13 protein-coding genes are annotated in these 14329 nt (G+C 65.2%); 1 reads left to right on the forward strand and 12 read right to left on the reverse strand.

Features of this window, described 5'->3' with window-relative positions:
- Positions 1 to 147 precede the first annotated feature (147 nt).
- On the reverse strand, positions 148 to 1530 hold the full coding sequence (locus ACTIFP_RS16755; RefSeq protein ID WP_439569831.1) for a DEAD/DEAH box helicase: 1383 nt from the start codon (positions 1528 to 1530) through the stop codon (positions 148 to 150).
- Positions 1531 to 1930: 400 nt separating this feature from the next.
- Between ACTIFP_RS16755 and ACTIFP_RS16760 the strand changes: the two genes are divergently transcribed.
- Positions 1931 to 3403 carry a glycerol kinase gene (locus ACTIFP_RS16760; protein ID WP_439569832.1) on the forward strand — a complete coding sequence of 491 codons (1473 nt, stop codon included), beginning with the start codon at positions 1931 to 1933 and terminating at the stop codon, positions 3401 to 3403.
- A gap of 99 nt (positions 3404 to 3502) precedes the next feature.
- Here ACTIFP_RS16760 and rpmE read toward each other — a convergent pair whose 3' ends face one another.
- The 11 genes from rpmE to tsf all read right to left on the reverse strand — a co-directional run bounded on the left by rpmE (position 3503) and on the right by tsf (position 14198).
- Entirely contained in the window at positions 3503 to 3730 is a 228-nt protein-coding gene (rpmE, locus tag ACTIFP_RS16765; RefSeq protein ID WP_327457609.1) for a 50S ribosomal protein L31, read from the reverse strand.
- Between the two features lie 117 nt (positions 3731 to 3847).
- Positions 3848 to 4327, reverse strand: coding sequence for a 3-hydroxyacyl-ACP dehydratase FabZ (gene fabZ, locus ACTIFP_RS16770; RefSeq protein WP_439569833.1), 480 nt, complete (start codon positions 4325 to 4327; stop codon positions 3848 to 3850).
- Between the two features lie 5 nt (positions 4328 to 4332).
- The gene (locus tag ACTIFP_RS16775) at positions 4333 to 5025 is read right to left on the reverse strand and encodes an OmpH family outer membrane protein (protein WP_439569834.1); all 693 of its coding nucleotides are present in this window, start codon (positions 5023 to 5025) and stop codon (positions 4333 to 4335) included.
- Entirely contained in the window at positions 5025 to 7709 is a 2685-nt protein-coding gene (gene bamA, locus ACTIFP_RS16780) for an outer membrane protein assembly factor BamA (RefSeq protein ID WP_439569835.1), read from the reverse strand. Before bamA ends, ACTIFP_RS16775 begins: the two co-directional genes overlap by 1 nt.
- 73 nt (positions 7710 to 7782) lie before the next feature.
- A complete protein-coding gene (gene rseP / locus ACTIFP_RS16785; protein ID WP_439569836.1) occupies positions 7783 to 8913 on the reverse strand; it encodes an RIP metalloprotease RseP in 1131 nt (376 codons plus the stop codon).
- Positions 8906 to 10066, reverse strand: a complete 1161-nt coding sequence (locus ACTIFP_RS16790) for a 1-deoxy-D-xylulose-5-phosphate reductoisomerase (protein WP_439569870.1) — start codon at positions 10064 to 10066, stop codon at positions 8906 to 8908. Before ACTIFP_RS16790 ends, rseP begins: the two co-directional genes overlap by 8 nt.
- Before the next feature lie 7 nt (positions 10067 to 10073).
- Entirely contained in the window at positions 10074 to 10751 is a 678-nt protein-coding gene (locus tag ACTIFP_RS16795; RefSeq protein ID WP_439569837.1) for a phosphatidate cytidylyltransferase, read from the reverse strand.
- A 185-nt stretch (positions 10752 to 10936) separates the two neighbouring features.
- Entirely contained in the window at positions 10937 to 11617 is a 681-nt protein-coding gene (gene uppS / locus ACTIFP_RS16800) for a polyprenyl diphosphate synthase (RefSeq protein ID WP_439569838.1), read from the reverse strand.
- Positions 11618 to 11740: 123 nt separating this feature from the next.
- Positions 11741 to 12295: a ribosome recycling factor gene (gene frr / locus ACTIFP_RS16805; RefSeq protein ID WP_439569839.1), complete on the reverse strand. Its 555-nt coding sequence runs from the start codon at positions 12293 to 12295 to the stop codon at positions 11741 to 11743.
- A 25-nt stretch (positions 12296 to 12320) separates the two neighbouring features.
- The gene (gene pyrH, locus ACTIFP_RS16810; RefSeq protein ID WP_439569840.1) at positions 12321 to 13040 is read right to left on the reverse strand and encodes a UMP kinase; all 720 of its coding nucleotides are present in this window, start codon (positions 13038 to 13040) and stop codon (positions 12321 to 12323) included.
- A 231-nt stretch (positions 13041 to 13271) separates the two neighbouring features.
- Positions 13272 to 14198, reverse strand: a complete 927-nt coding sequence (tsf, locus tag ACTIFP_RS16815; protein WP_439569841.1) for a translation elongation factor Ts — start codon at positions 14196 to 14198, stop codon at positions 13272 to 13274.
- Positions 14199 to 14329: the final 131 nt, after the last annotated feature.

Here is a 14329-nt window from a genome sequence, read left to right on the forward strand (position 1 = left end):
AGGGGTTGGGGTGGGGGCTCGAACCCTTGCGCAAGGCCGATGGCCCCCACCCCGCTCGACTAAAGGCCCGGCTACGCCGGACCAAGTCTCACTGCCCCTCCCCTAAAGGAGAGGGGCTAAAAGGGTCTAACGGGTGTCAGCGGCGCGTCAACCGACGCGCTTCACCGCACCCTTGTGCGCGCCGACGCTCTTGTTGCGCGGGCGGAAGCGGCGCTTGCGCTGGCCTTCGGCGCCTTCGCCGGCGGGCGCACCGTCACGGCGCGGGCCGCGGTCGCTGCCCGGCTTGCCTGGCCCGCGGCCGCGCAGCGCGTCTTCGCGCTGGCGCTGCGGGTTGCGGCCCTGGCTGCCGGTGTCGCGCGGCGGCTGCGCCGGCTTCGGCAGGTTGCGCACCAGCTCGTTGAAATTTTCGGGCAACGGCATCGGTTCGGACTTGCTCCGCGTGACGCGCTCGATGTCGCGCATGTACGGACGCTCGTCAGGGGCGATGAAGCTGATCGCCTTGCCCTCAGCGCCGGCGCGCGCGGTGCGGCCGATGCGGTGGACATATTGTTCGGGCACGTTCGGGATCTCGAAGTTGATGACATGGCTAACCCCCGACACGTCGATACCGCGCGCGGCGATATCGGTCGCGACGAGCAGCTTGATGTCACCCGAGCGGAAGGCCTGCAGCGCGTGGGTGCGCTGCGACTGGCTCTTGTTGCCGTGGATCGCCATCGCCTTGATGTTCGCGCCCGCAAGGTGGCGCACGACGCGGTCGGCGCCGTGCTTGGTGCGGGTGAAGATCAGCGCACGGTCGATGTCCTCGCTCGCGATGACCGAATGGAGCAGCGCCTGCTTTTCCTTCTGTTCGACGAAGGTCGAATATTGGCTGATCTTTTCCACGGTGGTCGCCGCCGGAGTCACCGACACGGTGACGGGATTCTCGAGGAATTGTTCGGCCAGATGCGCGATTTCCTTCGGCATCGTCGCCGAGAAGAACAGGTTCTGGCGGCGCGACGGCAACAGCTTGGCGATGCGGCGCAGCGAATGGATGAAGCCCATGTCCATCATCTGGTCGGCTTCGTCGAGGACGAAGATTTCGACGTCGTCGAGGCGCAGCGCGCGCTGGTCGATCAGGTCGAGCAGGCGGCCCGGGGTGGCGACGAGGATGTCGACGCCGCTCGACAGGTCGCGGATCTGCTTGTTGATCGGCACCCCGCCGAAGACGGTCGTGACGCTGAGCTTGGTAAAACGGCCATAGTCGCGGCAGCTCTGCGCGATCTGCGCGGCGAGCTCGCGCGTAGGCGCGAGCACCAGCATGCGGCAGCTACGCGGATTGGCGCGATGCGGATAGGTCAGAAGATGGTGGATCGACGGCAGCGAAAAGCCGGCGGTCTTGCCGGTGCCCGTCTGCGCGATGCCGCACAGGTCGCGGCCCTTCATCAGCGGCGGGATCGCCTGGATCTGAATCGGGGTCGGCTGGGTATAATCCTTGGCGGCAAGCGCGCGATTGATGTCGGCGTGCAGGCCAAAGTCGTTAAAAGTCGTCATAAAATACTCACATAGGGCGACGCGCAGGCGCATCCGTTCGCATCGAACGGACGGCGCACGGCCGCGGGTTCGAAACGACCCGCGTGAAAGGGTGCCTCTGGGGACAAAGCGCTGGTCCGGCTCGTCCCGCGCCTGATCTGGGCGGGAAAATCACGCTGCCGGTGGTTACGGCGGAAGGATCCGCCATGCTGCGCTGCACCATCATATGGCATGGGTTGCGCGAAATTGCAAGATTATTACGCGCTTCCCTATTCCGTTTGCCCTGAGCCCTTCGACTGCCTTGCAGGCGCTCAGGAGAAACCTTGTCGAAGGGCCGTTCCTTCTTCATCAAGGCGATAGCTGAATACGCGTCGCCGCCGCGAAGACGGGGATGACCGATGGGACAAAAGGTGGGGGATACATGTCGGAAAAAATCATCGTCATCGACGAGGGGACAACCTCGACCCGCACGATGCTCTTTGCCGCCGATGGCGCTCCGCTAGGCAGTGCGCAGCGCGAGTTTCAGCAGCATTATCCCGCCCCCGGCCTGGTCGAACATGACGCCGCCGAAATCTGGGAAGCGACCCTCGCCTGCACGCGGGCGATGGTCGACAAGGCGGGCGGCGCCGACCGCATCGCCGCGATCGGCATCACCAACCAGCGCGAAACGATCGTGTTCTGGGACCGCACGACCGGCGAACCGCTGGCCCCCGCGATCGTGTGGCAGGACCGCCGCACCGCCGCCGACTGCGCGGCGCTGAAGGATGCGGGGCATGAAGCGGCGGTGCAGGCGGCAACCGGCCTGCTGCTCGATCCCTATTTTTCGGGCAGCAAGATCGGCTGGGCGCTCCGGAACTGGCCGCAGCTTCGCGACGCGGGCGACCGGCTGGCGGTGGGGACGATCGAATCCTATCTGATCTTTCGGCTGACCGGCGGGGTGCATGTCAGCGATGCGAGCAATGCGTCGCGCACGCTGTTGATGGACATCAACGGCAACGGCGGCTGGGACGCGGGGCTTTGCGACCTGCTGGGGGTGCCGATCGGCCTGCTCCCCGAAATCACCGGCTGCACGACGCGCGTCGGCACCACCGATCCGGCGCTGTTCGGCGCCGCGATCCCGATCTGCGGCATGGCGGGCGACCAGCAGGCGGCGACGATCGGCCAGGCGTGCCTGACGCCGGGGCAGACCAAGGCGACCTTTGGCACCGGCGCCTTCATCCTGTCGGCAAGCGGGCAAACGCGCCCACACTCAGCCAATCGCCTGCTCGCCACGGTGCTGGTGCAGGAGGGCGATATCCGCTCCTACGCGCTCGAGGGATCGGTGTTCGTCGCCGGCAGCCTGATCAAATGGCTGCGCGACGGGCTGGGGCTGCTCGCCAGCGCGGGCGAGAGCGAGGGGCTGGCGCGTTCGGTGGAGGATAATGGCGGGGTCTATCTGGTCCCTGCGCTCACCGGGCTTGGCGCCCCGCACTGGCGCCCCGACGCGCTGGCGGCGGTGTCGGGACTCAGCTTTGCCAGCACCAAGGCGCATGTCGCGCGCGCCGCGCTGGAAGCGCAAGCCTATCAGGCGCACGACCTGAAATCGGCATTCGCTGCCGATCGCGTCGACTGGGCCGATTTGCGCATCGACGGCGGCATGGCCGCGAACGACTGGATGGCGCAGGATCTGGCCGACGTGCTGGGCCTGACCGTCGAGCGCCCTGACTTCGTCGAAAGCACCGCGCTGGGCGCTGCGATGCTCGCCGCCACCGGGGCCGGGCTCTATCCCGATCTGGCCGCCGCGGCAAAGGCCATGCGCGGCACCGCGACGCGCTTCACCCCCGCGCTGGAGGCCGACAAACGCAAAACGCGCCTCGCCGGGTGGCAAAGCGCGCTTGCAAAGGTTTTGGGATAGTCGTCGCCCCCGCGAAGGCGGGGGCCGCCGTCGGCCTTATCCCGCGCCGAAGGCGGACATCCTCTAGCGGCCCCCGCCTTCGCGGGGGCGACGATGAAATCAGCGCTTGAGCGAGAGGCCGCCGAAACGCTTGTTGAACTTCGCGACCTGGCCGCCCGCGTCGAGCATGCGTCCGGTGCCGCCGGTCCAGGCCGGGTGCGCGGTGGGGTCGATTTCGAGCGTCATCGTGTCGCCCTCTTTGCCCCAGGTCGAACGCGTCTGATATTCCGTGCCATCGGTCATCTTGACCGTGATCATGTGGTACGCGGGGTGAATGTCTTTTTTCATGTCTGGCTCCTGTGCCGCTGGTTACCGACCAGCGAGCTGTGAGTCTGTGCGTTCCCCGCTATGGGGCTCGCGAAGCGGTGGCCCCTAACGACGAAAGCCGGATTTGGCAAGTGGTGGTTAGTCGCCCGGCGGATCGGCGATCATCGCGGTGAACTGGCACTCGGCGGCGAGCGCGCCGTCCAGCATCGCCTTGCCTTCGAAACGGCATACGCTGCGCTTGGCCTGGATGATCGTGGCGTGCAGGTCGAGCAGGCAGCCGGGTTCGACCGGCTTGCGGAACTTCGCCCCGTCGATCGCCATGAAATAGACGAGCTTGCCGGTCCCGGCGAGGCCCATCGATTCGATCGCGAGGACGCCGGCGGCCTGCGCCAGCGCCTCGACGATCAAAACCCCCGGCATGATCGGCCGACCGGGAAAATGCCCCTGGAAAAAGGGCTCGTTCATCGTCACCGCCTTGACCGCGTGGATCGAGGTATCGGGCACGATCGAAACCACCCGGTCGACCAGCAGCATCGGATAACGGTGCGGCAGCAGCGTCAGGATCCGGCGGATGTCCACCGGTCCCATCGCCCCTGTCGCATTGTCCCCGTCGGCCATGACGCTTAGCGGGTCGTCGGCGCGGTGCCGGTCGGCGCCGGCGCGGCGGGCGTCGCACCCGGCTGCGCGGCACGGGCGGCGTCCATCAGCTGCTGGTTGCGCTGCTGGACCAGCTGGCCCGGCTGGTAACCCGCCGGCACCGCGATCGACACGTTGGGCAGGATACGGTTGAGTTCGGTCACGACGGCATCGGTGATGTCGACGTTGTTTTCGCGCGCCAGCACCGCATCGGGATTGAGCAGCAGGTCGATCTTTTTCGCGGTCATCGCGGCGCGGATCGCTTCGTTCATGCGAACGCTGATCTGGTCTTCGACATATGCGATGGCGAGTTCGATCGGACGGCCGATCTGGCCGAGTTCGGCCTGCGCGGCCTGGCGCTTGTCCTGAACTGCCTTGGCCGCAGCCTGCAGCGTAGCCTGATTCTGCGGGGTCTTTTTCGCCTCTTCGTTATATTTGGCGATCAGGACGTTGATTTCGGCCTGCAGCGTCTGGCCGCGCGACTGCTGCTGGTCGATCTGTGCCTTGTACGTGGTTTCGATCTGCTGCGAGGCGACCGAGAAGGCGTTCGAGCGGGCGGCGGCGACGCGGACGTCGGCGACGGCAACGGCTTTGGCCTGCGCGATCGCGGGCGCGGCCATGATCGGCGAAACCGACAGCGTGGCGACGGCCAGCGCCGAAGCGACAAAGATGTTCTTCATTAGAATTGGGTTCCTACGTTGAATGAGAAGCGTTTGGTATCATCGCCCTCTTCTTTGCGAAGGGCGTAAGCGAAGTCGATCCGGAAGGGACCGAAGGGAGAATTCCAGTTGACCCCGGCGCCGATCGACACGCGCGGCATCCAGGTGTCGCCAAAGAATCGTTCCTCGAACGGCGGCAACGGCGAAAAGCCGGTGGCGCAGGTCGTGAATTGCCCGGTCGGCGCGCCCGATGAGTCGGGCGTGTTGGTCGCAAAATTGGTGACCCCGGTGGTCGAGTTGCGGCACAGATATTTGGTCAGGCCGTCGGCGGGATCGCGGAAATCGGCGAGCGTGGTCAGCGTCGGACGCTTCACGCTGAACACCGAACCGACGTCGAGGAAGACCGACGGGCGCAGCCCCAGTTCCTTCGCCCCGGTGCCGAGCGGAATGTCGAGCTCGACGCGGCCCTGATAATAAGCGCGGCCGCCAAGCGCGTCGTCGATCTGCCCTTCGCTGCTGGTGTCGAGCACCGGGGCCGCCGGGTTGGTCAGGTCGACCGTCGCATAGCGCACGACGCGCGGGCCGACGCCGCGAATGTCGAAACCGCGCATCTGCGGTTCGCCCAGGAAGAAGCGATCGGTCAGGCGGACCTTGTCGCTGGTCGGGGTCGGCGCGCTGCCGAACGGATAGATATACCCGCCCTCGGCCGAAAGATTGAGCACGAAGCGGCTGCCAAGGTTGAAATGCTTCGACGCGTTCAGCCGGGTGCGGACATATTTGACGCTGCCGCCAAGCCCCGCGAAATCCTGGCTGAGCGAAGCCGACTGGCCGCGCGTCGGCCGGATGCGGTTGTCGCGGTCGTCATAGGCGAGCGTGTAGCCGAGCAGCGAGGTCGTCCGCTTGCCGATCGCGTCGCACAGATAGCGGCCGGCGACGAGCGGGTCGCACTGGTCGCCAAAGAAATAGATGCCGCGATCGAGCGTCACATCGTCGTAGTTCAGGCTGTAACGGCCGAAGAAGGACATGAATTCGGTCAGCGGCACGCCGGCGTTCAGCTGGAAACCGGTCGTCACCTGCTGGAACGTCGTCTGGCGATCATTGTTGATGAAGTTGAACGAGTTCAAGTCGCGGCGATAGACGCTGCCGCCGACCGAGATATTGCGGTCGAACAGATAGGGTTCGGTAAAGCCGAGCTCGATCGACTTCGAATAGCTCGAATAATTGACCGACGCCTGGAGCTGCTGGCCAAGGCCGCGGAAGTTGCGCTGGCGGATCGACGCCTGGAGCAGGAAATTTTCGATCGACGAAAAACCGGCCGACAGCGACAGTTCGCCGGTCGGCTTTTCCTCGACATTGGTTTCCAGGATGATGCGGTCGGGGGCGCTGCCCTCCTTGCGCTCGATCTCAAGATTTTCCTGGAAATAGCCGAGGCTGTTGATGCGGTTTTCGGTGCGCTTGATACCGAAGCTGTTGAACGCGTCGCCTTCGTTAAGGCGAAACTCGCGGCGCACGACCTTGTCGTGGGTCAGCGTGTTGCCGTTGACGTCGATGCGCTCGACATAGGTGCGCGGGCTTTCGGCGACGTTGAAGGTGATCTGCATCGTCCGCGTTTCGGGGTCGCGGCGGAATTCGGGATTGATGTCGGCAAAGGCATAGCCGAACAGACCCGCGGTCTCGCTCAGGCTTTCGACCGTGTCCTCGACCAGCTTGGCGTCGTACCAATCGTCTTTCTTCATCGGCAGCAGCGTCTTCAGCATTTCGGGCTGGAAGTCGCGCAGCTCGCTCTTCACGTCGACATCGCCGAACTTGTACCGCTCGCCTTCCTCGACGACATAGGTGATGATGAAGTCCTGCTTGTTGCTCGTCAGTTCGGCGACCGCCGAGATGACGCGAAAGTCGGCGTAGCCGTTCTGCAGGTAGAACAGGCGCAGCTTTTGCTGGTCATAGGCGAGGCGGTCGGGATCGTAGCTGGTGTTCGACGACAGGATCGTGAGCAGGCTCGACTCCTTGGTCGCCATCTCGTCCTTCAGGTCGCCGTCGCTGAACTTTTCGTTGCCGATGATGCTGATCTGGCGGACCTTCGACTTCGGCCCTTCGTTGATTTCGAACACGACGTCGACGCGGTTCTGGTCGAGCGAGACCATCTTCGGTTCGACGGTGGCGGCGAAACGACCCTGCCGCTTGTACAGCTCGATGATACGCGCGACGTCGGCGCGGACTTTCGAGCGGGTGAAGATCTGGCGCGGCGCGAGCTTGATCTCGGGCCGGATCTTGTCTTCCTTCAGGCGCTTGTTGCCCTCCAGGATGACGCGGTTGATGACGGGGTTTTCGGTCACCTCGATCGTCAGCGCACCATTGTTGTCGGTGATCTGGAAATCCTTGAACAGCTCGGTCGCCGCCAGATCCTTGAGCGCCTGGTCGAGGATCGACCGGTCGTAGCGCTGGCCGACGCGCAGCCGCAGATACGACAGGATCGTCTGCGCCTCGAGCCGCTGGTTCCCGACGACGGTGATCGTCTGGATCGTCGTCGCGGCGGGCGCCGCTTCGGGGGCGGGCGCCGGGACGGTCGGTGCGGCAACGGTCGGTGTGGCGACGGGCGGCGCAGCATCCTGCGCGATCGCCGGCGCGCTGAGCATCGTACCTGCCAGAAGGAGGGCCGACAGCTGTGTCCGCGCCGAGAATTTGTGTGAAGCCACGCTGTTCATCCCGAAAAAATAACTCAAAAGCGACAAACCCGCCTGACCGCGGGTTCGCGCGCCACTCCCTGCCCCAGACTCGCTAGCCAATCAAGCGCGCGATCCCGTCCCACAGGCCCAATGAGCCCAAATCGTTGAAAGTCACGACCAGCATCAAGGTAACGATCGCCGCAAAGCCGAATCGGAACGCCCATTCCTGTGCCTGCGGGGGCGCGGGGCGACGCCGGATCGCTTCATAGGCGTAGAAGAGCAGATGGCCGCCATCGAGCATCGGCAATGGCAAGAGATTGATGAACCCCAGATTGATGGAAATGAAGGCGGTGAAGATGATCAGGTCGTTGAGACCGAGGCTCGCCATTTCCCCCGACTGTTTCGCGATCTTGATCGGCCCGCCCATTTCCTTGATCGACCGCTGACCGGTCAGAAACTGGCTCAGAATATTGCCCGTCAATCGCACGAGGCCCCAAGTCTGCTCGGCGCCAGCCTGCACAGCCGCCAGGGGGCCGACCGGCGAATAGACCGGGCGGCCTGACTGGATGCCGATAACGGCGATTTGACCTTTATTGCCGAACTGGTCGGTTTGCGAAACGAGGCGCGGACGCAAGACAATATCGACCCGCTCGCCGCCGCGCGCGATTTGAAGATTGGCCGGTTTGCCCAGATTGAAGGCGACCGCCGAACGTATGTCATCGAATTTTGCGATGCTGCGACCGTCGATGCTGACAATGCGGTCGCCGATCCGGAGTCCGGCTTGCTGCGCGGCGCTTTGCGGCTGGACGCCACCCACGACCGCCGGCGTCTGGGGGACGCCATAGGTCATATTGAAAGCGGCAAAGATCAGGATCGCGAACAGGAAATTGGTCACCGGCCCCGCCAGCACGATCAACGCACGTTTCCACACCGGCTGGGCGGGAAACGTGTGCGATTTCTGTTCGGCGGGTAGTTGCTGCCATTCGGCGTCGGGCTGGCTGACCGCGTCGCGGTCGCCCGCGAACTGGACATAGCCGCCCAGCGGCAGCCAGCCGATTTTCCATTCGGTGCCGCGCTTGTCGGTCCAGCCCAGGATCTTGCGCCCGAAACCGATCGAGAAGGTGTCGGCCTTCACCCCGCACCAGCGCCCGACGATATAATGGCCATATTCGTGCACGAACACGAGCGGGCCGAGCACCGCCAGGAACGCGATCGGGTAAAGCCACAGCGGGATGTCAGGCATGTTCATATTGTTCCACCAAACGCTCTGCAGCCGCGCGGGATGCGGCATCGACGCTGAATATGTCGTGAAGCGAGGTCGGCGCGGCGGGCGCATCGGCGTCGATCACCCGGCGCACGGTATCGACGATCGCGGGAAAGGATATGCGCCCCGCGAGGAAGGCGGCGACGGCCACCTCGTTCGCGGCGTTGAGCTGCGCCGGGCGGGCGCCGCCCGCGGCGATCGCGGCGCGGCAAAGCGCGGTGGCGGGGAAACGCACCTCGTCGGGCGCTTCGAAATCGAGCCGTGCGATGGTGGCGAGGTCGAGCGGCGCGCACGGTGTCGCCATCCGCTGCGGCCAGGCGAGCGCGCTGGCGATCGGGATACGCATGTCGGGCGAGCCGAGCTGCGCCAAGGTCGAGCAGTCGATATATTCGACCAGGCTGTGGATCACCGACTGCGGGTGGACGAGGATTTCGATACGGTCGAGCCCGACGGGGAAAAGATGATGCGCCTCAATCAGTTCGAGGCCTTTGTTCATCATCGTTGCCGAATCGACGCTGATCTTGGCGCCCATCGACCAGTTGGGATGCGCGACCGCCTGCGCCGGGGTGACGCGCGCCATATCGGCGGCGCTCATCGTGCGGAAGGGGCCGCCGCTGGCGGTCAGGATGATGCGGCGCACCTGATCGATCCGGCCACCCGCCAGACACTGAAAGATTGCATTATGCTCGCTGTCGACGGGCAGGATGGTGGCGCGCGACGTTCGCGCCGCGGCCATCATCAGCGCGCCCGCCGAAACCAGCGCTTCCTTGTTGGCGAGCGCAACGTCGGTGCCCGCTTCGAGCGCCGCCATCGTCGGCGCCAGCCCCGCCGTGCCGACGATCGCCGCCATCACCAGGTCGGCCGGGTGCTGCGCGGCGGCGACCAGTGCGTCGGCGCCGGCGGCGACTTCGATCCCGGTACCGGCAAGCGCCTCCTGCAAATCGCCGTAGCGCGCCGCATCGGCGATCACCGCGACATCAGGCCGAAATTCGCGGGCGAGCTTTGCCAGTTCGGCCACGTCGCTGTTCGCGGTCAGCACGCCGACGTGCCACGCTTCGCCATCGCGGCGGACGAGGTCGAGGGTCGATTGCCCCACCGACCCCGTGGCGCCGAACAGCGAAAGGCGGCGCACTGTCATATCAGCCCGCCGCCCGCACCGCGATCTGGCCGGTAAAGGCCAGCGCGCCGAGTAGCAGCGCGACCGGCAACACGCCATCGACGCGGTCGAACAGCCCGCCATGGCCGGGAATGAGCTTGCCCGAATCCTTGACCCCGGCGCGGCGCTTCATCCAGCTTTGCGCGAGATCGCCCATTTGCGCGAGCAGCCCCATGAACAGGCCGATCCACAACGGCACCCCGATGATGCCCGCGCGGTCGCCAATCGTCGCGCTGGCGATCAGCGCCGCGATCATGCCACCGATCAGCCCCGACCAGGTTTTCGACGGGCTGATCGTCGGCGCCAGCCGCGCACCGCCAAAAGCGCGGCCGGCGAAATAAGCGCCGATGTCGGTCGCCCACACCATACCGAACACCCACAGTGCGGCGGTCATGCCGAGTTGATCGCGGATGAACCACAGCCCCGCCATCGCGCCGAGGGTCAGGACCGGGCCAAGGACGGTCAGCGCCATCTTCGCGCCGCCGCCGATCGTCATCGCGCGCACCAGCGCCAGCCATTCGACGATGACAAGCGCGCCGCCGACCAGCAGCAGCAGGCCGAACGCCAGCCCGCCGAACCACAGCGCGGTACCCGCGATCGCGAACAGGATGATCGCCGACCCGATCCGCACCCACAGGTCCGATTTTGTTGCGGTTGCCATGACTTTACACTTCCCCGCCTCGACCAGCCAAACCCACACAATGCGACCCGTTCCCCCGCGAAGGCGGGGGCCCATCACCTACCCTCTCGTCCTTTCGCCACCGCTGGCCGAATATCGAAAGGACCGGTGATGGACCCCCGCCTTCGCGGGGGAACAGTGCTTGGTTCGAAGCACGGTCCATCACCTCAAAGCCCTCCGTAACGACGATCGCGGCGCGCGAAATGGTCGAGCGCCGCCTTCAAATCGGCCGGCTTGAAATCCGGCCACAAAATATCGGTGAAATACAGCTCGGCATAGGCCGACTGCCACAGCAGGAAATTCGACAGCCGCACCTCGCCCGAGGTGCGGATGAGCAGGTCGAGCGGCGGCATGTCGGCGGTGTCGAGATGCGCCGCGATCGTATCCTCGGTAATCGCGCCTTGGGCGGCGGCGGCGGCGGCGGCGCGGACCAGCTCGTCCTGCGCGCCATAGTTGAGCGCGACCGCCAGCGTCGTGCGCTTGTTGCCAGAGGTGCGTTCGAGCGCATTGTCGATCAGCGCCACGACGTCGGGCGCCAGCGCGCGCCAGTTGCCGATCACCTTCAGTTTCACGTCGTTGGCAGCAAATTCGTCGAGGTCGGAAAGGATGAAGCGCTTCATCAGCCCCATCAGGTCGCTGACCTCTTCCTCGGGCCGCTTCCAGTTTTCGGAGCTGAAGGCGTAGAGCGTCATCGCCTCGATCCCAAGGTCGCCCGCGGCGCGGACAATCGTGCGCACCGCCTCGACCCCCGCCTTGTGACCGGCGACGCGGGGCAGCAGGCGCTTTTTGGCCCAGCGGCCATTGCCGTCCATGATGATGGCGACATGGCGTGCGCCGTGGTTTGGCATCGTCACAACAGCCTCAGAACCCGTTCGTGTCGAGCGAAGTCGAGACACGTGAGGTCGAGCGCGAACGCGGCGTGTCTCGACTTCGCTCGACACGAACGGAAGAGAGGATGGTGCCCAAAAGCACTAGCCCAGGATTTCCTTTTCCTTCGCGCTCGCGGCGGCGTCGAGTTCGGCGATCGTGGCGTCGGTCAGCTTTTGCACCTCGGTTTCGTGGCGCTTGCGCTCGTCCTCGCTGATTTCCTTCTTGTTCTCGTCGGCCTTCAGATTGTCCATGCCGTCGCGGCGGACGTTGCGCACCGCGACGCGCGCCTTTTCGGCATATTGACCGGCCAGTTTCGACAGCTCCTTGCGGCGCTCCTGCGTCATTTCGGGGATCGGCAGGCGCAGCATCTGGCCGTCGACGATCGGGTTGAGGCCCAGCCCTGCCGAACGGATTGCCTTGTCGACCGGGCCGACGTTCGATTTGTCCCACACCTGCACCGACAGCATGCGCGGTTCGGGCGCGCTGACCGACGCGACCTGGTTGAGCGGCATGTGGCTGCCATAGACCTCGACCGTCACCGGATCGAGCAGCGCGGTGTGTGCGCGGCCGGTACGCAGGCCCGCGAGGTCGCTTTTGAGCGATTCGACCGCGCCGTGCATGCGGCGTTCCAGGTCGGCCTTGTCATATTTCGCCATCGTCTCTGTCCTCTCTCAATGCTTGTCAGGCGTCGCCGACGATCGTCGAAACACCCTCGCCGCCCAGCACGCGCGCCAGATTGCCGGCTTCGCGAATGTTGAACACGACGATCGGGATATGATTGTCGCGGCACAGCGCCACGGCGCTGGCGTCCATCACCTTCAGATTGTCGGCGAGGACGCGGTCGTAGCTGAGCGTATCATAACGAACCGCCGACGTATCCTTTTTGGGATCGGCGTTATACACGCCATCGACACTGGTACCCTTGAGCAGCGCGTCGCACTTCATTTCGGCGGCGCGCAGCGCGGCGCCGCTGTCGGTGGTGAAATAGGGCGCGCCGACGCCCGCGGCGAAAATCACCACGCGGCCCTTTTCCAGATGGCGTTCGGCGCGGCGGCGGATCACCGGTTCGCACACCTTGTCCATCTCGATCGCCGACTGGACGCGCGTTTCGACGCCGAGCTGTTCGAGCGCATTCTGCATCGCCAGCGCGTTCATCACGGTGGCGAGCATGCCCATATAATCGGCCTGCGCGCGGTCCATGCCCTTGGCGGCGCCCGCCATGCCGCGGAAGATGTTGCCGCCGCCGATGACGAGGCAGATTTCGAGCCCGCGTTCCTTGGCCGCCTTGACCTCGGCGGCCATGCTGGCGACGGTTTCGGGGTCGATGCCGAAGGGGGTCGACCCCATCAGCGCCTCGCCCGACAGTTTCAGCAAGATGCGTTTCATGCCGGGCAGAGCCATGGTGGGGGAACCTCTTGCAAACTCAACATATGCGAATGGCGCGCACCCTAGAGCGGGCACGCGCCATTGCCAAGCGGACTGCCGCGCCCCTTTTCACTTCGTCATGCTGAACTTGTTTCAGCATCCATGGCCCGGCTTTCGCCTTCTGAGCCTGCGGAGACCGGAAGGTCCGGCCATGGACCCTGAAACAAGTTCAGGGTGACGATGAAATGAGGGACAGTCCCTAATTAATCAGACGCCGGCGACCGCCGCGACTTCCGCCGCGAAATCGCTTTCTTCCTTCTCGATGCCTTCGCCGAGCTGGAAGCGGGTGAAACCCTTGAGCGTGATCGTCGCGCCGACATCCTTGCCGGCGGCGGCGACGACTTCGGCGACCGGGGTCTTGCCGTCCATCACGAACAGCTGCGACAGGAGCGCATTTTCCTTGCGGAACTTGGCGATCGCGCCGTCGACCATCTTGCCGACGATTTCGGCGGGCTTGCCCGACTGGGCCGCCTTTTCCTCGGCGATCGCGCGTTCGCGCGCGACCATGTCGGCGTCGAGATCGTCGCCGTTCAGCGCCAGCGGGTTGGCGGCGGCGACGTGCATCGCCAGCTGCTTGCCCAGCGGTTCGAGAACGTCGGCACCGGCGGTCGATTCGAGCGCGACGAGCACGCCGATCTTGCCCATGCCAGGAGCGGCGGCGTTGTGGACATAAGCGGTCACGACGCCCGAGTTCACCGACATGATCGCGCTGCGGCGCAGCGACTGGTTTTCACCGATCGTTGCGATGTTCTGGGTCAGCGCTTCGGCGACGGTGCCGCCGGTGGGATAGGCCGCGGCGCCCAGCGCGTCGATGTCGGTCAGGTTGCCGGCGAGCGCCACATTGGTGACATCGCGGACAAAGCCCTGGAACTGCTCGTTCTTGGCAACGAAGTCGGTTTCGCTGTTGACTTCAACCATCGCGCCGCGGGCGCCGTCGGTGGCGACGCCGACCAGGCCTTCAGCAGCAACGCGGCCGGCCTTTTTGGCGGCGGCGGCGAGGCCCTTGGTGCGCAGCCAGTCGATCGACGCTTCGATGTCGCCGCCATTTTCGGCGAGCGCCTTTTTGCAGTCCATCATGCCTGCGCCCGTGCGGTCGCGCAGTTCCTTGACGAGAGCGGCCGTAATTTCAGCCATGGGTGATCCTTTCCAATGTGGAGCGATCCGAAGAACGGGACCGCTGCGCCGCACGCGTGGCGGCGCGATAAGTCAAAACAATGACCGAGGGCGGCGGCCGCAATCGCGCAGCACGCCGCCCGGCCATTCAG

Origin of the sequence: Sphingopyxis sp. (assembly GCF_051861155.1) — a bacterium.
Lineage (GTDB): Bacteria > Pseudomonadota > Alphaproteobacteria > Sphingomonadales > Sphingomonadaceae > Sphingopyxis.